Origin of the sequence: Sphingorhabdus rigui, assembly GCF_014196595.1 — a bacterium.
Classification (GTDB): domain Bacteria; phylum Pseudomonadota; class Alphaproteobacteria; order Sphingomonadales; family Sphingomonadaceae; genus Sphingorhabdus_B; species Sphingorhabdus_B rigui.
In genome coordinates this window covers 897353-918005 of the sequence record NZ_JACIEA010000001.1, presented here as the reverse complement: position 1 = coordinate 918005, position 20653 = coordinate 897353, and the positions used below count along the sequence as shown (strand labels likewise).

Here is a 20653-nt window from a genome sequence, read left to right as displayed (position 1 = left end):
ATGAAACGCCGGAACGGTTACGCTGCGGCGAACATCTCTGGCGACAAGGCCATTAACGCTTCACTGCCCGCCTCAATCTTGCGACGATGCGCGCCGCAATCTGGTAGATAACGCTCGGCAAAATAGCGCGCGGTCACCAATTTGGTTTCGTAAAACGCCGCATTGCCGGTGCCGGCATCAAGCGCACGTTGCGCCGATTCCGCCATGCGCAGCCATTGTAGGCCAAGCGCCACGATGCCCATGATGTGCATATAATGATGCGCGCCCGCACCGATGTTGTTCGGATTGGCCATGCCGTTTTGCATGAACCACATGGTCGATGCCTTCAAATCGCCACTGGCTTTTTCAAGACGGGTTGCGAAATCCGCGAGTGCCCCGCCCTTTGCGGCCGCACATTCCTCATCGACGATCTTGAAGAGCGCCTGAATTGCCCGGCCACCATTTTGCGCGAGCTTGCGGCCAACAAGGTCCATCGCCTGTACGCCGTTGGTGCCTTCGTAAATCATCGCGATACGGGCATCGCGCACATATTGTTCCATGCCCCATTCGGCGATGTAGCCATGGCCGCCATAGACTTGCTGCGCATTGGTGGCGACTTCATAGCCCTTGTCTGTGCCATAGCCCTTAATGACGGGCGTCAGCAGCGACAAAAGGTCGTCCGCCATCTGCCGTTCTTCCTCAGTTTGCGCATGGTGCAGCAAATCGGCTTGCAAAGCGCCCCACAGGCACAAGGCACGCATACCTTCTGTAAACGCCTTGGCATCCATCAACATGCGGCGCACATCGGGGTGCACGAACAGGGTGTCAGCTTTCTGCTCCAGATCCTGCGGACCGGTCAGCGCGCGGCCCTGACGGCGATCTTGCGCATAATGCACGGCATTTTGGTAAGCGACTTCGGCAATGCCAAGGCCTTGCTGGCCAACGCCCAGACGCGCGATGTTCATCATGATAAACATGGCCGCGAGGCCCTTATTCTCTTCGCCGACAAGATAACCCGTAGCGCCGTCATAATTCATGACGCAGGTCGCATTGCCGTGAATGCCCATTTTATGTTCGATCGAACCACAGGACAGTGTGTTCCGCGCGCCAAGCGAGCCGTCATCATTGACCAGGAACTTTGGCACGATGAACAGCGAAATGCCTTTGACGCTGTCCGGTGCGCCGGGTGTCTTGGCCAAGACGAGGTGAATGATATTCTCGGTCAGGTCATGGTCGCCCGACGAAATGAAAATCTTCGTTCCAGAAACGGCGTAGCTGCCATCATCATTGGGCACAGCCTTGGTGCGGATGAGGCCAAGATCGGTTCCGCAATGCGGCTCGGTCAGGTTCATTGTCCCGCCCCATTTGCCCGAAATCATATTCGGCGCATATTTGGCTTTCTGTTCGTCGCTGCCCTTCACCAAGATCGCCGATACCGCACCTTGGGTAAGCCCCGGATACATCGCGAACGCCATGTTTGAACTCGCCATAAGCTCTTCAAACGCCATGGAGACGATGTGTGGCATGCCTTGGCCGCCGAACTCCACGGGTCCAGACAATGTGCCCCAGCCGCCTTCGCAGTAAAGCTTATAGGCTTCTTTGAAGCCATCCGGCGTGGTGACGCTGCCATCTTCATGGCGCGTGCAGCCTTGCAAGTCGCCGACTTGGTTCAACGGAAAAAGAACGCCCTCAACAAACTTGGCGCCTTCCGTCAGGATCGCGTCGACCATATCCGCGCTGGCATTTTCAAAGCCGGGCAGATTGGCGAAGCGCTCAACAGCCAATACTTCGTTGAGAATGAACTGCATATCGCGAACGGGGGCGGTGTAGCTTGGCATTTTCGATCCTTAATTGGCTGGAAATATCAAATTAGGCGGTGGCAGATTTGTCTGCGGCCTCTGCCTTTTCGACGGTTGAAACAAATTGGGTAAGCTCGTGAATAGCGCTTTCGATATCATCACGCTGCGCCTTTAACAGATTGATCCTGTCGCGGCATTTTTCAATGGTCACGCGGCGCTGAATATTGCGGCCATCGTTCAGATCGTAAAGGTCAATCATCTCCCGGATTTCAGCAAGGCTGAAACCGACGCGCTTTGCACGCAATATCCACGCAAGCCGGGCGCGGTCGCGCTTGGAATAAATGCGGGCAAGCCCCAGACGTTCGGGGGAAATCAAGCCTTGGTCTTCATAAAAGCGCAAGGCCCGCGCGGTTACATCAAACTCGCTCGAAAGATCCGAGATTGTGAATGAATCGCGGTTAAATGCGTCTGGCGTATCGATGGTGGCATCGGCCCGCCTTTCCTCGCGCGTAATTGATTCCATGGCGCCTTCCCTCTTGTGTGCACTAGCGTCACTACTTTACGTTAGCGTAAACGTCAATTGACGAAGTTACCCATGCCGCGACGTAACATAGCCTGCGTTTAAGTGCGCGTGTCGGGTTTTGGAGGGGAAGAAGGCGGGGTGGCGGATGGGTCGGCCAATGTATCGCCAGTCATGGGTGCAGGCGCGGGCTCCAACGTTGGTTCTGGCTTGGGCGGAGGCCGCTTTACCGGCGTCGATGTATCCTTCAATACCACCACTTCTTGATCCAATTTTGTGACCGCAAACAATGACTTCGCAAAAGGCAGTGGCAAGCGAATGCAGCCATGCGATGCAGGATATCCGGGTACATAACCGCCGTGTATAGCAATCCCGTCCCATGTGAGCCGCTGCATGTACGGCATTGGGGCATTGCTGTAGAGGTTGGATTTGTGATCGATATTTTTTTGCAGAATATTGAAAGCACCTATGGGTGTTTCTTTGCCTTTTTTACCGGACGAAATCGTGCTGAAGCCAATCAGCTTGTCATTTTGGAATACATAGACCCGCTGGGTATCCAGCACGATGACGATTTTCATCGGCCCCTCATAGCGGTCTTGCGGGATCCACACATACTGCCCGGGCTTAAGCGTATCCACTGGTCCCTTTTTTGGGACGGGCTTTGGTGTCGGCGCAACGGCGGGTGGTTTGATTTCAGGTGGAGCAACAACCGGCGGCGGCACCGCGCTTTCAGGCACGACAGCAGGGCTAGCCTGTATGTTCGTCGGCACGGCTGGAGCACTGTTCTGCGCAACAACAGCACCGGGCGCGCTCGCGAACAGCACAAGCGCACATATGACATGCAATGTCCGGATGCCCGCATTCAATTTCATGGAATTGGCCTTAAACCCTCAGGATACAGCAACACACTGCAATTCAAGCATCTTAGCAAACAACTCAGATGAATTCGATGTTAATTTCGCTGCAATCGGTAAAAACAGATCCGGCTGCAATGAGGTTAACTGTCCTAGTTTTGCGGCGAAGCGCCTGTGCGCTACTGTTGCTGGCAAACGTTCGTCCCTATCTTATTTCCATGATAATTGGTCGCAGACACTTCATTCAATCGGCTATTGCCGGTGCCAGCTTGCTTGCCGCGCCATCTACGGCGACTGATATCGTTTTTGCCCCGGGAACCGGTAATAACAACGCTGGGTCACCCTCGCCTTTATTGCTCAGCCGCGCTAAAGCTGCACTGGACATGCATAAAAGCCGCATTCGCAATCACGACCTCATCGCACTTGCCGACTTTTCGAAACCGTCACGCGACCCACGCTTTTACATCGTTGATTTACGGAACGGTTCATCCGCGCACTATCTGGTCGCCCATGGGAAGGGTTCCGACCCTAGCCATAGCGGATGGGTACAGAATTTCTCAAACGTTCATGGGTCCGAAGCGACATCGGCTGGCAGTTACCTCGTCAGCGATACCTATATCGGCCAATATGGCGAATCTCGCCGGCTCATTGGTTTGGATCCGCAGAATGACCAAGCCGAAGCGCGCGCGATTGTTATTCATCCAGCATGGTATGTGAACCAGTCACTTATCCATGATCAGGGTAAGATTGGCCGCAGCCAGGGTTGTTTTGCCTTCGCCAAAAATGACATCAACGTCATTCTCGAGCGCGTTGCCCCCGGCTGCCTTCTATATGCGGATAAAGTTTAGGGACAGGACCTAGCTTCAGCTCCGGTTGCCCGACTTGAAGACACCGCAAATGATTCGTTTGCCGCTGTTCCCGCTGGGGTCTGTTTTATAATCATCTGCTTTTTCATGGATAACCAACGCACCACCATCGGCATCTAACAGCCCGGTAGGTCCTGAAATCACAAAATCGGGCAATTTATATTCCAATGTTATTTTACGATCAGCGCCAGCCGTTACATTTGGCAAATCACCATGGTGCGCACCCATTGGGTTATCCCGGCCATGTTGTTTCATGTCAGGGTTCCAATGTGGTCCGGCAGACGTAAAGTCCGGCGCTTGGCATTTTCCAACTGCGTGAAGGTGCATGCCATATGTTCCTTCTACAGGCGCTTCGGCGGATAGGCTTAGGAACACGCCGTCCCGGCGCCGCGATATCGTTGCAACGCCTGCCCAGCTGCCATCTGCCCGCGCAAGGTCAGCCGTGACGACTTCAGAAACCTCACCCGACCGTGTTGGCACAAGCGTCGCACAGCTGGCTAGTGCCGGGATGAGTAGAACAGGCAGAAATGCGCGCATATTATGCTCCTATGGAAAAACCGCTCAGGCCAACATAACATCAACCCTGCGGCACTCAATTTGTTTCACCTACTCAATGTGCCCATGCGTCGGGTTTAACGCCCTGCGCAAAAAGAAGCGCGGTCAAATCATTATGACGTACCGAGAAATTGGCTGCGGCAGCGAGTCGCGGCCGGGGATGATAGCCCACGCCAAGGCCTTCGGCGGATACGGCCTCTGCGATCATCGGCATGTCATTGGCGCCGTCGCCGACCGCAAGCGCGGATTTCAGGTCTAACCCGAGCGTTTCTGCCGCAGATTGAAGCACCTGCCGCTTCGTCGCCGCATCGACAATATCGGCGGCGAGACGTCCCGTCAGGCGCCCCTGTTCAATCTCAAGGACATTGGCATGCACCTCTGCAAAGCCAAGCATGGCTGCAACGGGACCGGTGAAACTGGTAAAGCCCCCCGATACCAGCACAGCATGTGCACCCCATGCGGCCATGGTGCGCACCAATGTCTCCGCACCCGGCATAGGGCGGACGCGTTCGTGCAGGCATTGCTGGATCATGTCGGCATCAAGCCCAGCCAGCAAAGCAACACGCGCCTTCAGCGCCTCGGCAAAGTCCAACTCCCCCGCCATGGCCCGTTCGGTAATTGCGGCGATTTCGGGCTTTATTCCGGCAAAGTCAGCCAGCTCATCAATGCATTCGACCGTAATCATCGTGCTATCCATGTCGGAAACCAACAGCATTTTGCGCCGCTGCTCTTCATATTGGACGACGACATCGACGCGATCTTCGAAAATGGCAACCGCGGCGCGCGCATCTGCCAGAGCGCCTTCAAAGCGAATGTCCACGGCCCTGCCCTCCGCCAGCCAGTCCGTGGTCTCGGGAACGCATGTATGTTCAGCCAATCGGTCGCAGGCTTCTGAAATTATGCCGCTTTCCAAAGAATCTGCTGCTATCAGGGTTAAGATGGGCATTTCGAATCCTAAAAAGATGGTCGCGCTTATTGCGGGTCCAACCGCAAGCGGCAAGACAGCATTAGCGCTGCAATTGGCGCAGTCACGCAATGTCGTGATTATCAACGCCGATAGCGCGCAGGTTTATTCCGACCTGCCGATACTCAGCGCCCAACCGACCGAAAGCGAACAACGCAGCGCGCCGCACCGTTTATTCGGATATCTGGACGGCCAAACGCATTGTTCGGCGGCGCGCTGGGCCAATGATGCCAAAAACGCCATTGAGGAAGCGCATGATGCAGGCGCGTTGCCTGTACTGGTCGGTGGCAGTGGCCTATATATCCAAACATTACTCGATGGGATCGCACCCATACCCGATATCGATCCGGAATTGCGCGCCCGCATTCGGGCACTGCCCGTCGAACAAGCCTATGCGGCGCTTCAAAAGCGCGACCCCGCTATGGCCGCGACCTTGGGCCCTGCAGATATCATCCGTATTACCCGCGCGCTTGAGGTTATTGAGGGCACTGGCCGCAGCATCAGCGAATGGCGCAAAATTAAGACAGGTGGCATCGCGCAAGACATCTCGCTGCGCCCGCTCCTCCTCTTGCCACCGCGTGAATGGCTGTATCAAAGGTGCGACATGCGGTTTGAACAGATGATGCAAAGCGGCGCTATTCAGGAAGTTGAAGCCTTGCTGGCGCAGCAAATGCCGCACGATGCACCAATCATGCGCGCCATTGGCGTTCCCGAGATCGCCGCGCTTCTTGACGGCACTATGTCAGAGGCAGAAGCCATCGAACGCGGCCAAATTGCGACCCGCCAATATGCAAAGCGGCAGTTTACCTGGTTCAGGAACCAAGCCCCCGCCGCATGGCCTCGTATCGTCGATGAAATAAATGATTCAAATAGACATTATTTTGAAACAATATTTCAATGATTATCGTTGACATGTCATTTTGTAATCTCTAGCTAGCCCGCTCTTGCCTACTGTGTTGCGCTGCAACATAGGGCAGTTTCATAATGAGTGAGGACTTTGCAGTGCCCGAAAAATCCGGCGCAGAAATTTTGATCGATACCTTGATCGAACAGGGTGTGGACACCGTATTCGGATATCCCGGCGGCGCAGTTCTGCCCATTTATGACGCACTGTTTCAGCATAAGAAAATCCGTCACGTCCTCGTCCGTCACGAAGCCGGCGCTGCGCATGCGGCAGAAGGTTACGCACGTTCGACGGGCAAGCCGGGCGTCGTGCTGGTTACGTCAGGCCCCGGCGCGACCAATGCCGTCACGGGCATTGCCGACGCATTTCTTGACTCCATTCCGCTAATCGTTTTGACTGGCCAAGTTGCCACGAATTTGATCGGCACAGACGCGTTTCAGGAAGCCGACACGGTGGGCATCACGCGCCACTGTTCAAAGCACAATTATCTTGTGAAAGATCCCGCGGACCTCGCATCCACCGTGCGCGAGGCTTTTGCCATCGCGACCAAAGGACGCCCTGGCCCCGTTGTCATCGACATTCCGAAAAACGTTCAGGTTGCGACAGCGGCCACCGACGTAAAGCGCCCAACGTCGTCGCGGTTTAGCCCTGCGGGCGAAGCCGATTACGCCGAAATCAATCGCGCGGTTGAGCTGTTGGCCAATGCGAAGGCGCCAATTCTCTATACCGGCGGCGGCATCATCAATTCCGGCCCAGAGGCAAGTGCAGCGCTGCGCGAGCTCGCCGAACTGTGCGGCGCGCCTGTCACATCAACCCTCATGGGCCTTGGCGCATATCCTGCCTCCGGCGACGCATGGCTGGGTATGCTTGGCATGCACGGCACATATGAAGCCAATATGGCGATGAACCAGTGCGACGTGATGCTATGCCTAGGCGCGCGCTTCGACGACCGCGTAACTGGTCGCTTGGATGCATTCTCACCCGACAGCATCAAAATCCATATCGATATCGACCGCAGTTCGATCAACAAAACGGTACGCGTTGATCTGCCCATCGTGGCTGATGTTGGCGCGGCGATGCGGCAAATGGTCGAAGTGTGGAAAGGCCGTAAGTACAAGGCTGCGGCATTGAATGACTGGTGGGCACGTATCAAAGGCTGGCGCGCCGTCGATTGCCTCAGCTACCCCGGCAGCACGCAGGAAATCATGCCGCAATATGCGATTGAACGTTTATTCGCGGCAACAAAAGACAAAGCCCCGATCATCACGACGGAAGTTGGGCAGCACCAAATGTGGGCCGCACAGCATTTCCATTTTGATGCCCCCAACAAATGGCTCACCAGCGGCGGCTTGGGAACCATGGGCTATGGCCTGCCCGCAGCGGTCGGTGCACAAATGGGTAATCCGGACGCGCTGGTAATCGATATCGCTGGCGAAGCGTCGATCCAGATGAATATTCAGGAAATGGCGACCGCGACCCAATATCGTTTGCCGGTCAAGGTCTTCATCCTGAACAACGAATGGATGGGCATGGTACGCCAGTGGCAGGAGCTGACTTATGAAAGCCGGTTCTCAGAAAGCTATTCAGACAGCTTACCCGATTTTGTGGCGCTTGCCGAAGCTTATGGATGGAAAGGCATACGTTGCAGTGACCCGGCCAAGCTGGATGATGCCATAGCCGAAATGCTTGCCTATGACGGGCCGGTGATGTTCGATTGCCGCGTGCACAAAACCTCAAATTGCTTCCCGATGATACCGTCAGGCGCGGCCCATACGGACATGATCCTGCATTCCGATGAAGTATCAGGGACGATGGACGACGAAGCAAAGGCGCTCGTATAATGCATATCAAACAGGAACTCACCGAACGGCATGTGCTCACGCTGACCGTCGACAACGAAGCTGGCACGCTGGCGCGGATCGCGGGCATGTTTACCTCGCGCGGTTACAACATCGACAGTTTGACCGTTGCCGATATCAGCGAAGACCATACCACCAGCCGGATTACCATTGTAACCCGCGGGCCACCCCCGGTCATCGACCAGATCATTGCGCAATGTGAGCGCCTGATCCCGGTACACAAGGTCACGGACCTGACCGAAGCTGGCCCCCATGTCGAGCGAGAGCTTGCGTTGGTTAAGGTTCGCGGTACCGGCGACCAGCGGGTTGAGGCTATGCGCCTTGCCGATATCTACCGCGCCCGCGTGATCGACGCGACTGTCAACAGCTTCATTTTTGAGATAACCGGCGGCCCGGACAAGATCGACACGTTCGTCGCGTTGATGCGCGAAGTCGGCCTGGTTGAAGTCGGCAGAACCGGAATTGTCGGCCTGATGCGTGGAGCCGAAGGCAGCTAAATTTCATCGTCAAAATATTACGCCGTTGAAAGTAAGACCCTGAAACACATTCAGGGTGACGGCAAAGCAGAAGGACTAAAACATGAAAGTATTTTACGACGCAGATTGCGATCTGGGCCTGATCAAGGACAAGAAAGTCGCGATTGTTGGTTATGGTAGCCAAGGTCATGCACATGCACAGAATCTGCGCGACAGCGGCGTTGCGGACGTAGCCATTGCGTTGCGTGCTGGATCGGCCACCGCGAAAAAGGCCGAAGCAGCTGGCTTCAAGGTCTTGGCAAATGCCGATGCAGCAGCATGGGCCGATATTTTGATGGTGCTGGCACCTGACGAGCATCAGGCCGCCATTTACGCGGATGACTTGCATGCAAATATGAAGCCCGGCGCGGCGCTTGCCTTTGCCCATGGCCTGAACGTCCATTTTGGCCTTATCGAACCACGCGCAGACATTGATGTCATCATGATCGCGCCAAAGGGCCCCGGCCATACCGTGCGCAGCGAATATCAAAAAGGCGGCGGTGTGCCTTGCCTTATCGCGGTCGCGCAAAATGCATCGGGCAATGCCCATGACATCGCGCTTGCTTATGCAAGCGGCGTTGGCGGCGGACGCAGCGGCATCATCGAAACCAATTTCCGCGAAGAGTGCGAAACCGATCTGTTCGGTGAACAGGCCGTCCTTTGCGGTGGCATCACGCACCTTATCCAAGCCGGCTTCGAAACGCTGACTGAGGCGGGCTATGCCCCTGAAATGGCGTATTTCGAATGCTTGCATGAAACGAAGCTCATCGTTGACCTTCTATATGAAGGCGGCATCGCCAACATGCGCTATTCCATCTCCAACACCGCAGAATATGGCGACATCACGACCGGCCCGCGCATCATTACCGATGAGACCAAGGCAGAAATGAAGCGCGTTCTTGCGGACATTCAATCGGGCCGTTTTGTGAAGAACTTCGTTCTGGACAACCGTGCGGGACAACCTGAACTTAAGGCCGCACGCAAGGCTGCTGCTGCGCATCCAATCGAAGCAACTGGCGCAAAACTGCGCGCCATGATGCCTTGGATCGCCAAGAATAAGCTGGTTGATCAAGCGAAAAACTAATCTTCTTGGCATCTTGACAGTTTAAGGGGAGGCATCGACACTGGTGCCTCCCCTTTTTCATGTCTGGAGCAATTTTATGCGCAAGCTTTTATGTGCCCTTCCCCTCTTCGCGGCTGTCCCCCTCATCGCCCAAAGCGCACCACAAACCCCCGGCGCAGTCGATGTCACGCGCGTGACCGCAGGAACGTACAACACCGATCCCGGGCACACGCTGATCGGCTGGCGCGTAAGCCATTTCGGATTCAACGATTATTTTGGCATCTTCGGCGATGCGACCGGGACATTGGTTCTGGACCCTGCAAAGCCAAATACATCGACGGTCGATATCACTATTCCTATAGGCAAAGTCACAACCGCGAGCGCTGGCCTCACGGGCCATTTGCTCCGTGCTGGCAAAGAAGGCGGCAAAGCGGACTTTTTCGGTCCTGCGCCAGCGGACGCAAAATTTGTGTCCACCAGCGTGGTGGCCAAGGGCACGACAGCCAAAATTACCGGTAACCTAACGCTGAACGGCATTACCAAGCCAGTCGTGCTCGACACGACCTTTTCAGGCGCTGGCAACAATCCGTTCAACAAGAAGCCAACCGTCGGCTTTCATGCCACAACCACCATTAAGCGCAGCGAATTTGGCGTAAGTTACGGCGTTCCAGTCGTATCGGACGAGGTAAAGCTCGACATTAGCGTCGCCTTTGAAAAGGCCAGCTAACGATCAAAAATAAAACGCCGCAAAAGCACAAAGGGGAGATTTTCCGCGCCTTGTGCCTTTGCGGCGTCATGTGCATATCTTGCTGGCTACGCCAAGCTTGGGATATAATTACCCCCGGAAAGCCGCATCCAAAGCAACCTTGGCTGCGCGATACTCTGCCTCAAGCTGATCAATAAATTGTGCCACAGTTTGCACTTCCTTGATCGCGCCGATACCCTGGCCTGAACCCCAGATATCCTTCCAAGCCTTGGCTTCGCTATTGCCGCCCGAACCAAAGTTCATCGTGGAAATATCGCCCTTTGGCAGATTGTTGGGGTCCATCCCTGCGCGCTCGATCGACTGGCGCAGATAATTGCCGCTGACGCCGGTAAACAGGTCCGAGTAAACAATGTCGGCTGCTTTTGCTTCAACGATGTTATCTTTGTAGCCGTCAACAGCATTGGCTTCCTTCGTCGCGATGAACGCGCTGCCGATATAGCCAAAATCTGCACCCATGGCTTGCGCGGCCAACACGGACGCACCGTGCGCAATCGATCCCGAAAGCGCAACCGGTCCATCAAACCATTCCCGAATTTCGCGCATCAATGCGAATGGTGAGGTTACGCCAGCGTGTCCGCCAGCACCTGCAGCGACGGGAATAAGGCCATCAGCGCCCTTCTCAATTGCCTTATGCGCGAAACGGTCATTGATGACGTCATGAAACGCAATGCCGCCCCAGCTGTGCACGGCCTGGTTTAGTTCTTCCTGCGCGCCTAGCGACGTGATCGTGATCGGAACCTGCCATTTCGCGCAGGTCGCCAAATCTTCCTGCAACCGGTTGTTTGATTTATGGACGATCTGGTTCACCGCATAAGGCGCGGCAGGACGCGTGGGATTGTCGCGGTTATGTGCGGCGAGTTCCTCAGTGATCTGGTGCAACCATTCGTCCAGCTGGCTGGCCGGACGCGCATTGAGCGCTGGGAATGAACCGACAACACCGGCCTTGCATTGTGCAATCACCAGCTCTGGGCCTGAAACGATAAAAAGCGGCGATCCAATCACCGGAAGACGAAGATTGTCGAAAATTGCCGGAAGTGCCATGCGCCGAATCCCTTGTTAATTGAGCATTTAACGATGGGTTAGCGCCTGCACATTGCGGCTGTCAAATGGGTGGCACGGAACAAGCCATTACGTAAGGTTAGGTGGGCGTGATTTTTCATGCACGCCCGCCTTTAGATCGCCTTACGCGCCGTTAGCGGCGCTCAAAATCGCCCTGACGGATGCCGTCGCGACATCCCTGCTGATCCCGACACCGAACAAAATCGGCCCATCGCCAACACGGCACTCAACATAGGCAGCAGCGCGTGCATCGGTGCCATGGCCGATTGCGTGCTCGCTATAGTCAATGATGTCCAGTGGCCCTCCCAGAGCCTCCTCAAGCGCGTTGGCCAGACTTGAGATAAGTCCATTGCCCCGACCGCTCACGCTTTGTTCGACGCCATCGATGCGGATGTTGCCTGCGAAGATCCGCTCATCCAGTTGACGCTGGCTTTGGCTTTCGCGGAAGTCGATTAGGCGGAAGCGCCCTTCACCTTTCAGATGATAGCGTTTTTCAAACGCCTCCCAGATATCGGCACCGGTCAACTCCCGGCCAGTCGTGTCAGACAATTCCTGCACCGTCGTGGAAAAATTGGCTTGCATACGCTTCGGCAGTTTGAGGCCGTGGTCCTGCTCGATAACCCAGGCGACACCGCCCTTGCCGCTCTGCGAATTCACGCGGATGACGGCTTCGTATGAGCGACCCAGATCAGCTGGATCAATCGGCAGATACGGAACCCGCCAGATTTCGTCATTTTGCCGTTCATGCGCGGCAAAACCCTTTTTAATGGCGTCTTGATGCGATCCGGAAAAGGCCGTGAACACCAATTCACCGGCATATGGGTGACGCGGATGGACCGGCAGTTGATTGCAATATTCCACGGTCTGAATGACTTCATCGATATTGCTAAAATCAAGGCCTGGGTTCAGCCCTTGCGTATACATGTTCAGCGCCAGCGTAACGAGGTCAACATTGCCCGTGCGTTCCCCATTGCCGAACAGGCAACCTTCGATCCGGTCGCCGCCCGCCAACAAGCCAAGCTCCGCCGCGGCGATGCCGCTGCCCCTGTCATTATGGGGATGCAGGCTGATGACGACGGCATCACGCGCGCTGATATGTTTGCACATCCATTCGATCTGGTCCGCATATACATTGGGCATCGCGGCTTCGATGGTGGCGGGCAAATTCAGGATCAGTGGCTTGGCAGCGGTCGGTTTCAGAACCTCCATCACCGCCTCGCTCACCTCAAGGCTGAATTCGAGCTCTGCGGTCGAAAAGGTTTCGGGGCTATATTCAAAATGCCAGTCGGTTTCGGGGAAGCGTGCTGCTTGCTCCATCAAAATATTGGCGCCCTCAACCGCGATGGCCTTCACGCCCGCTTTGTCGAGGTTGAAGACAATGTCCCGCCACGCGGGGCTAACGGCATTATACAGATGCACGATCGCACGCGGTGCGCCCGCCATGCTTTCAAACGTTTTCTCAATAAGGTCACGCCGCGACTGCGTCAGGCTCTGGATCGTCACATCATCGGGGATGCTTCCGCTATCGACCAAACCACGGATAAAATCGAAATCCGTCGCACCGGAGCTTGGAAAACCAACTTCGATTTCCTTCACGCCGACTTTCAGGAGAAGATCAAAAAAGCGGCGCTTTTTCTCGGCGCCCATCGGGTCGATCAGCGCCTGATTGCCATCGCGCAAGTCGGTTGAAAGCCAGCGTGGGGCATAATCAATTGTACGGCTTGGCCACTGACGGTCAGGCAGGTCAACTTGCGGGAATGCGCGGTATTTACGGGATGGATCGGATAACATCATGTTCTGTGCAACTTCGCTATTGCGCCCATTATATGGGCTGTAAGACTTGGCGGGGTTTCATGAAGCCCTTAGGCGGCCTGCCGAACGATGCCGACATCAAGCGCACGCCTAAGGGCGTGTAAGTCGTAGAAGAAGCAAGGTCGCGTTATGCAAAGACATTATGTTGCGGCGATAGCCATTCAAAGCAACATTCGTCCAGTATAAAATTTATGCGCATTCATTTAGTTGCCAACCAAATTGCATCGCACGCGCTATCGAGATCGTGGAAGCATGCGCTGCTGTGGAACGGGTCACGCTGGTTTAGTGACATGCGTGGTGACGTTCGGCGCAACACGGCCCGTAATGCCAACGTCAGCAAGTCGATACGCTGAACGGCCTCAAGTCGTGCGCGCGATTGGCAACGGGCGCGGTCGAAGTCTCGAAAAATGGCATCGACGCGGTAGGCCACAAGTTCATTATACCGGCGGTGCGGCCCCCGATGCAGTGGCAAGCCCGAGCGTATGGCCGCCCCTTCCGTCGCTGGCAAAAACACGCCATTGCGATCAAACTGACGGGCGTCAAATCCGTGGAACGACAGAGCATCAAAGTGCGCGGCAAATGCCCGACCGGCAAAGACGCCGACAGGAATGATATGATGCGATTGGTGATGCAACGGAGCCGCCGCGCGTGCGATTCTGGGAAAAGTGCGCATCTTGCCTCCGCCGACCATAGTCGCGGGCCTAATGGCGCGACTCATATATTATTGGACGGATTTTATGGCCTCAATACCGTTAACCAAGCATGCATTTACTTTGCCCTGATCGGGGCTGGGCGTCACGACAACAACCTCATCTGCGTGCAAGCCGGGCAGCTCCAGTGCGCGATCATATGCCCCTTGCGTGGCAAGGTCGTGCACAAGGCGCACCACATAACGCATAGCTTCATGCATCGGCAGCGGCGGATGCGTGAAGGTAAGTTCCTGATCGCATAGCCACGCCAACCCTGTGGTTTGCACAGTACCGATAGTCGACATGTCAAAGCCAACACACAGCAATGCCGGAAAGGCAGCACCTTGGGCATATTGCGCCACAGCCTCCGCGTAATAATCATATCCGGAAACAACAGCCGCCGGAGACCAGAACACGGCCTTGATACCCAAGTTGCGGCCGAGAACGTCGCCAAGCTCCAGTAGAGCCTTCACTATTGCCGGAACAATGCGGCCAGATGCGACTGCTGGGCCCAAATCGATATGGACGGCGGACTGAATATCCGAAAGATCAGCGTTGCAAAAAATGTGGTGCGTTGCCGCTGGCGGAGGGCACGACTGTAACGCATAGCTAAATGCAACACCGCTAAACAGCAGACTGCCCGACACGCTCGCCGGGTTACTGCCGTCATCAAAGGTGATGCCAAGCCGGTCGAAATCGACTGATCGCCACATTTCTCTCAAATCGGCGAAGCTAGCTGCCGAAAGTAATGAAATAACCGACATACGATCTTCCAATCGAAGTTCCTTTTTTGTTCGTATTGGTCGAAACAAAAAGGTTCAAGCGATTTTGCGACAACACACGGTCAACGCGGCGTAGCGTATTAAATTTCGACTTGGCTTCCCAGTTCGACCACCCGATTGCTGGGCAGCTTAAAGAACTCCATGGCGTTTGCCGCATTGCGCAACATCCATGCGAAAACCTTTTCGCGCCAGATCGCCATGCCGGGAATCTTCGAAGCAATCAGCGTCTGCCGCGACAGGAAGAAGCTGGTGTGCATCATGTCGAACTTTGGACCGCACAGATCGACCATATCGAGGGTCGCAGGGACATTGGTCTCTTCCAAAAAGCCAAAGCGCATTTTGACGCGATAGAAACCTTCACCCAGGTCTTTGCAGATAATCCGTTCACCGGTTTCGACAAAGGGGACATCCTCAATTTGCACCGTGAGAATGATGACGCGTTCATGCAAAATGCGGTTGTGCTTGATATTATGCAGCAAAGCCGAAGGAACCCCGCTCGCGGCCGACGCCATAAAAATCGCCGTGCCCGGAACCCGCGTCGCGCTGTTTGCGGCGGATTTGATGAAGATTTCCATCGGCATAGTGCTTTCGGCCATACGCTCGCGCATCAGCGCGCGGCCACGTGACCAGGTCGTCAGCAAGGTGAAGATCACCAAACCAATCAGCAGCGGCACCCAGCCACCCGAAGGAACCTTAAGCAGATTTGCGCCGAAATAGGCAAAGTCGACGATGAAGAACAACGCCAAGATCGGAATGGCTTTCCACTTTGGCCATTTCCACAGCGACAAGAGAACGACCGCTATCAGGCAGGTATCAATAAACATCGCACCCGTAACCGCGATACCATAAGCAGCGGCAAGGTTGGACGAAGACTGGAAGAACAGCACCAGCAAGAGGACCATCACCGCCAGCCCCCAGTTGATTGCCGGAATGTAAATCTGGCCCGCGGCTTTTTCGCTGGTATGCAAGATACTCAAGCGCGGCATGAAGCCCAATTGAATGGCTTGCTGGGTCAGCGAGAAAGCACCCGAAATCACGGCTTGGCTGGCGATAATCGCGGCCAAGATCGTCAATATGATGACAGGCGTGCTAATGATGTCCGGCACCATCAGGAAGAACGGGTCCCGAATGGCCAGCTGGGCTTCCTCAGGCGTCATAGACAGGATCATTGCCCCCTGCCCCATATAGTTCAGCATCAAGGCTGGCAGAACGAAGAACAGCCAGCTGAACTTGATTGGGCGCCGTCCAAAATGCCCCATATCGGCATAGAGCGCCTCGGCGCCGGTAACGGCGAGCACCACAGTGCCCATCGCCACAAATGCTCGGAACCCATCGGCGTAGAAAAAATAAAGCGCATTTAGCGGGTTCAGAACATCGAGAATGATCAGCGGCATCTTTGTAAGATGCATAATGCCAAGGCCGGCAAGCGTTGCGAAATAGACCAGCATGATCGGTCCAAACCATGCGCCAACCTTTGCCGTACCGCGCGATTGGAACGCAAAAAGTCCACCGATAATCACGATCGATATGGGCAGGATCCAAGCGCTAAAGCCTTGGCTGACATATTTCAGACCTTCCGCCGCCGACAGGATCGACATCGCCGGCGTAATCATGGAATCGCCGTAGAATAATGCGGTCGCGAAAACACCCAGCATCACGAAGGGCGCGGTCCATTTCGCGCCCGCAGTCTGCCGGTTAATCAGCGCGAGAAGGGCAAGGCTTCCGCCTTCACCCTTGTTGTCGGCCTTCATGATCGTGAAGACATATTTGAATGTCACAACGATCATCATCGACCAGAATACGAGGCTCAGAACGCCATTAATATGCGTCGGATCGGGCGTGATAGGATGATGTCCGGCGAATGTTTCGCGGAAAGCATAAATCGGGCTGGTCCCGATGTCGCCAAACACAACGCCAACTGTGCCAACGCACAGCGCGAGCAGCGACCCCTTCGGGGCATGACTTTCATGTTGATCTTGCTCGCTATGACCAAAATCGTCTGCGGCTTGCGGTCCAACCATTTCGTTTCCCCGGCGTTTGCCCCAATTTGCCCCTAGAAGCAGTCAGGACGCGCGCATTAGCATGGCCACCAACCCATCACAACAAAGCAATAAAGCCCGTCATTGGCAGCAAAAACAATTTATATCAGTTACTTAGATGGATTAGCTGCTTGGGCATTAGCGGCCTGCGCCTGCAATGCCTTCGCCGCTTGCAGTTGCGACTCAATCCGTGCCTTCCACTTGGCTTGCGGCGTCGCCAGTGACACGGTCTTTTCCCAAAGCAAAATGGCCCCGTCGAGGTCACCGGCAAAGAGCCGCGCTAGCCCCGCAAAATAATATGGCGCAGGATAATTGGGCCGGATTGCCCGCGCCTTATCAAATGCCAATTGCGCCGGTGGCGACATTTGGCCTTCGCTTGCGAGCATCAGTTGCAACCCCAATGCGGACCACAAATCCGGGTTGTTGGGGTCTTTGCGCAAACCAGCTTGAATATAGGATGCCGAAAGCGTGTAATCGCCCTGCTTGGCAAATGAGTCCGCAGTAACAAGCCAGCGTTTTGCGCTGCCAAAGCTTTGGTCCATATCAGCCCGTATGTCGACAAGCTCGATCGCGGCGGCTTCGCTTGCCGCCAGTGGCTTAGCAGGTGACGATGGTGTCGTGGGCCGTCCCTGAAGCGCGTATCCGGTCATGCCCAATAGAATGACAGCTGCGGCAATCTGCCACAAACCTTTCGATGATCGGACATTCCAGACGAGCACGGCCAAGCTAATGATGGCCAAAATACCAAGTGCGAACCAACCGTTCATGCGCCCCTCCGGAATAGTCCGCGCGCCAGCCATATGCCAGCGATCAGGACCAATAAGGGCGTTAGCCAAAGCAGCAGCCCTGCCCCCTTCATATCAGGTTCGAAGCTGACCCATTCACCGTAGCGCGCGATCATCCAGCCACGAATGGCCTCGGGCTTTTGCCCCGCTGCAATTTGTTGTCGCACCTCCGCGCGCATCGTACCCGCCATGTGCGCGTCACTATCGGCGATCGATTGGCCCTGACATTGAATGCAGCGCAAGCTGTGCATCAACTTGGTGGCCTCCGCTTCCTGTGCGGGATCAGGCAGCTGACGGTTCGCCAATGCGGGCGTGGGGCCGCTGCCTTGCGCGAACACGGGTGTTGCAAGCATCAGGCATATGAGTGCGAGCATTCTCATTTCGCGGCGTTCACTTTTTCAATCAGCATCGGGACATGTTCAGCCCGGATATCACCGATATGCTGATATAATATCGTGCCATCACCGCCGATGACATAAGTTTCCGGAACCCCTGACGATCCAAGCTTAAGCTGCACAGCCATTTCGCTGTCCGATCCAATCCGCCGAAACGGGTTGCCAAATTCGCTCAAGAACGCTGCGACGTCCTCGGGCCTGTCGCGAATGGCGATGGCGTCAATTTCGACACCTGCCTTTTTCAACGCGTCAAGATACGGCGCTTCCGCCTTGCACGGCAGGCACCAACTGGCAAAAATGTTGAGCAAACGAGGCTTCCCATCAACCATATCGCCGCTGGCCAAGCCTTCGACTCCGGCCGCTGCGGCAGGTAATGAAAATGCTGGCAGCTTTTGGCCAATCATCGCCGAATGCACCTGTTCGTCTTTCGGCACAGCAAGGCCGTAAATCGCCAGACCACCTATAAAAGCGACCACCGCAAGCGGGATCCACAGAAGCCAGGGCCGGTTCATGCCGTCTGCCACTTGTTTTTAGCAGGCTTTTTCGTGCGCCGGAACATGCGGCCAAGCAGCGCAATGATGCCACCGACCGCGATCAGCAGTCCGCCATACCAGATGAACGACACAAAGGGTTTCCACCACAAGCGCACTTGCCAGCGGCCATCGCCCTCTTGGTCCGGCTGCGCAATGACGGCATAAAGTTGGCCATTCCAGCGCGTCAGCAATGCCGCCTCACTCGTTTGCATTTCGGGTTTGAAAAACTGACGTGATTGCGGACGAAGCACGAACGCATTGCCATTTTTTACGGCATGCATCTGGCCTTCAACTGCGACCCAATTGTCCCCGACAACAGGATTGACGTCGTCGAGCTTCACGTGCCAGCCCGCGACTTGCGCGCTTTCACCCGGGGCAAGCGCGGTCAATGTTTCTGATGAAAATCCGGACTCTGCCGCCATGCCGAAAACGCTGATGGCAATGCCGAAATGCGCGATGACCATACCGAATATAGGCAATGGCGTGCGCAGCAATTTGCGGCCGCGTAAGGGCAGCCAAGCGGCGACAGCCAGTGCCAATGACAAGGCGATCCCAAGCAATGGGAAAAGCCCAATGTCCGGCGCGAATTTCCACACAGCGATGCCGCTCCACAACAAAATTGCAGCCGCCCCGATAAGCCAATATTTCAACCGCTTGAGATCATCACGACGCCAGCGCAGCATCGGGCCAATCAAAAGGGCAAGCATCAACAGAACAGCGATAGGCACCGTTGCCTTGTTGAAATAGGGTGGGCCAACCGAAATCTTGTCGCCCATCGCTTCGGCGGCCAACGGGTACAGCGTGCCGATGAGCACCACGGCAAGGATAACGCTGAGGAAAATATTGTTCGCAACAATGCCGCCTTCGCGGCTGATGAGCTGAAATGGCTCACCTTGTTTGACCGAACCAATGCGTAATGCAAAGATTACAAATGCAAGGCTCGTGTAAAGCAACATCAAGGCAAGAATGAACGATCCACGCTCTGGATCGACAGCAAATGCGTGGACGCTCGTCAAAATGCCAGACCGCACCAAAAAGGTGCCAGCCATCGACATCGCAAATGCGACGAGCGCCAGCATGATCGTCCATGCGCGCAAAGCGTTACGCGTGGCAAGTACGCTGACCGAATGCAGAAGCGCAGTCGCCGCAAGCCATGGCAGCAGCGATGCGTTTTCAACGGGGTCCCAGAACCACCAGCCACCCCAGCCAAGCTCATAATAGGCCCAATAGCTGCCGGCGGTGATGCCGATGGTCAGGAATATCCAAGCCGCCAACACCCAAGGTCGCATCGCACGCGCAAAGGCGGGTCCGACCTGATTGGTCAGCAGTGCGCCCACGGCAAAGGAAAAGGCGATGGAAAGCCCGACATAACCGAAATATAAAGTTGGCGGATGAAACGCGAGGCCGACATCCTGAAGCAATGGATTCAGTCCATTCCCTTCAACAGGCGCAGGGACGAGGCGCTCAAACGGGTTGGATGCGAACAAAAGGAACGCAAAAAAACCAAGGGCAATGAATGCCTGCACCGCCAGCGTCGCATTGAGCGTTTTGGATTCAATCCGCTTTTCCAGCAGCGCAATCGCAGCGCCGGACACCGACAGAACCGATACCCACAGCAGCATGGAGCCTTCATGGTTGCCCCATGTGCCCGCAAGCTTAAAAATCAGGGGTTTATCAATGTGGCTATTGCTGGCGACCAGCAACACCGACAGGTCGGTTACGTAAAACAGCCACATCAGCGCAAGAAATGCAAAGGCGCATAAGGCACCTTGGACATAGGCCGCAGGCTTGATGAGCGGCACAAGCTGCCCTGCGCCGCCGCGCAACAATGTCATGCCGCCTACAAGTTGGAGCAGCGCCATTGCGGCGGCCAGCCACAATGCGGCAAGTCCTGCCTCTGCCATTATGTCAAAGC

20 protein-coding genes are annotated in these 20653 nt (G+C 55.5%); 6 read left to right on the top strand and 14 right to left on the bottom strand.

Going from position 1 to position 20653, the window contains the following annotated elements:
• Window positions 1-17: 17 nt before the first annotated feature.
• The 3 genes from GGR91_RS04295 to GGR91_RS04285 form a co-directional block, all read right to left on the bottom strand.
• A complete protein-coding gene (locus tag GGR91_RS04295) occupies window positions 18-1817 on the bottom strand; it encodes an acyl-CoA dehydrogenase C-terminal domain-containing protein (protein ID WP_183940370.1) in 1800 nt (599 codons plus the stop codon).
• Between the two features lie 31 nt (window positions 1818-1848).
• Window positions 1849-2301: a MerR family transcriptional regulator gene (locus tag GGR91_RS04290; protein WP_183940368.1), complete on the bottom strand. Its 453-nt coding sequence runs from the start codon at window positions 2299-2301 to the stop codon at window positions 1849-1851.
• A 98-nt stretch (window positions 2302-2399) separates the two neighbouring features.
• Entirely contained in the window at window positions 2400-3170 is a 771-nt protein-coding gene (locus GGR91_RS04285; RefSeq protein WP_183940366.1) for a L,D-transpeptidase family protein, read from the bottom strand.
• 77 nt (window positions 3171-3247) lie between these two features.
• On the opposite strand from GGR91_RS04285, the gene GGR91_RS04280 reads away from it, so the two are divergent.
• Window positions 3248-4000 carry a murein L,D-transpeptidase catalytic domain family protein gene (locus GGR91_RS04280; RefSeq protein ID WP_246337041.1) on the top strand — a complete coding sequence of 251 codons (753 nt, stop codon included), beginning with the start codon at window positions 3248-3250 and terminating at the stop codon, window positions 3998-4000.
• Between the two features lie 15 nt (window positions 4001-4015).
• Here GGR91_RS04280 and GGR91_RS04275 read toward each other — a convergent pair whose 3' ends face one another.
• A complete protein-coding gene (locus GGR91_RS04275; protein WP_183940364.1) occupies window positions 4016-4555 on the bottom strand; it encodes a superoxide dismutase family protein in 540 nt (179 codons plus the stop codon).
• Between the two features lie 73 nt (window positions 4556-4628).
• Complete coding sequence (gene serB / locus GGR91_RS04270; RefSeq protein WP_183940363.1) at window positions 4629-5519, bottom strand: phosphoserine phosphatase SerB; 891 nt, start codon at window positions 5517-5519, stop codon at window positions 4629-4631.
• Between serB and miaA the strand changes: the two genes are divergently transcribed.
• The 5 genes from miaA to GGR91_RS04245 all read left to right on the top strand — a co-directional run bounded on the left by miaA (window position 5512) and on the right by GGR91_RS04245 (window position 10605).
• Window positions 5512-6438 carry a tRNA (adenosine(37)-N6)-dimethylallyltransferase MiaA gene (gene miaA / locus GGR91_RS04265; protein WP_183940361.1) on the top strand — a complete coding sequence of 309 codons (927 nt, stop codon included), beginning with the start codon at window positions 5512-5514 and terminating at the stop codon, window positions 6436-6438. The genes serB and miaA overlap by 8 nt on opposite strands.
• 83 nt (window positions 6439-6521) lie before the next feature.
• Window positions 6522-8282 (top strand): acetolactate synthase 3 large subunit, encoded by a 1761-nt coding sequence (locus GGR91_RS04260; RefSeq protein ID WP_183940359.1) that lies wholly within the window; start codon window positions 6522-6524, stop codon window positions 8280-8282.
• Window positions 8282-8797 (top strand): acetolactate synthase small subunit, encoded by a 516-nt coding sequence (gene ilvN, locus GGR91_RS04255; protein ID WP_183940357.1) that lies wholly within the window; start codon window positions 8282-8284, stop codon window positions 8795-8797. The genes GGR91_RS04260 and ilvN overlap by 1 nt, the downstream gene beginning before the upstream one ends.
• 82 nt (window positions 8798-8879) lie before the next feature.
• The gene (ilvC, locus tag GGR91_RS04250) at window positions 8880-9899 is read left to right on the top strand and encodes a ketol-acid reductoisomerase (protein WP_183940355.1); all 1020 of its coding nucleotides are present in this window, start codon (window positions 8880-8882) and stop codon (window positions 9897-9899) included.
• A gap of 76 nt (window positions 9900-9975) precedes the next feature.
• On the top strand, window positions 9976-10605 hold the full coding sequence (locus GGR91_RS04245; protein ID WP_183940352.1) for a YceI family protein: 630 nt from the start codon (window positions 9976-9978) through the stop codon (window positions 10603-10605).
• A 108-nt stretch (window positions 10606-10713) separates the two neighbouring features.
• Here the strand turns inward: GGR91_RS04245 and GGR91_RS04240 are convergent, their stop codons facing one another.
• The 9 genes from GGR91_RS04240 to GGR91_RS04200 all read right to left on the bottom strand — a co-directional run bounded on the left by GGR91_RS04240 (window position 10714) and on the right by GGR91_RS04200 (window position 20645).
• Window positions 10714-11685 (bottom strand): NAD(P)H-dependent flavin oxidoreductase, encoded by a 972-nt coding sequence (locus GGR91_RS04240; RefSeq protein ID WP_183940350.1) that lies wholly within the window; start codon window positions 11683-11685, stop codon window positions 10714-10716.
• Window positions 11686-11826: 141 nt separating this feature from the next.
• The gene (leuA, locus tag GGR91_RS04235) at window positions 11827-13497 is read right to left on the bottom strand and encodes a 2-isopropylmalate synthase (RefSeq protein WP_183940348.1); all 1671 of its coding nucleotides are present in this window, start codon (window positions 13495-13497) and stop codon (window positions 11827-11829) included.
• A gap of 217 nt (window positions 13498-13714) precedes the next feature.
• The gene (locus GGR91_RS04230; protein WP_183940346.1) at window positions 13715-14188 is read right to left on the bottom strand and encodes an AHH domain-containing protein; all 474 of its coding nucleotides are present in this window, start codon (window positions 14186-14188) and stop codon (window positions 13715-13717) included.
• Window positions 14189-14236: 48 nt separating this feature from the next.
• Window positions 14237-14980, bottom strand: a complete 744-nt coding sequence (locus GGR91_RS04225; RefSeq protein ID WP_183940344.1) for a hypothetical protein — start codon at window positions 14978-14980, stop codon at window positions 14237-14239.
• 86 nt (window positions 14981-15066) lie between these two features.
• Window positions 15067-17007: a potassium transporter Kup gene (locus tag GGR91_RS04220; protein ID WP_183940342.1), complete on the bottom strand. Its 1941-nt coding sequence runs from the start codon at window positions 17005-17007 to the stop codon at window positions 15067-15069.
• A 128-nt stretch (window positions 17008-17135) separates the two neighbouring features.
• A complete protein-coding gene (locus GGR91_RS04215; protein ID WP_183940340.1) occupies window positions 17136-17792 on the bottom strand; it encodes a tetratricopeptide repeat protein in 657 nt (218 codons plus the stop codon).
• Window positions 17789-18184 (bottom strand): cytochrome c-type biogenesis protein, encoded by a 396-nt coding sequence (locus tag GGR91_RS04210; RefSeq protein WP_322788766.1) that lies wholly within the window; start codon window positions 18182-18184, stop codon window positions 17789-17791. Before GGR91_RS04210 ends, GGR91_RS04215 begins: the two co-directional genes overlap by 4 nt.
• A 2-nt stretch (window positions 18185-18186) precedes the next feature.
• Window positions 18187-18717 (bottom strand): DsbE family thiol:disulfide interchange protein, encoded by a 531-nt coding sequence (locus GGR91_RS04205; protein WP_183940336.1) that lies wholly within the window; start codon window positions 18715-18717, stop codon window positions 18187-18189.
• Window positions 18714-20645: a heme lyase CcmF/NrfE family subunit gene (locus tag GGR91_RS04200; RefSeq protein WP_183941549.1), complete on the bottom strand. Its 1932-nt coding sequence runs from the start codon at window positions 20643-20645 to the stop codon at window positions 18714-18716. Before GGR91_RS04200 ends, GGR91_RS04205 begins: the two co-directional genes overlap by 4 nt.
• Window positions 20646-20653 lie beyond the last annotated feature (8 nt).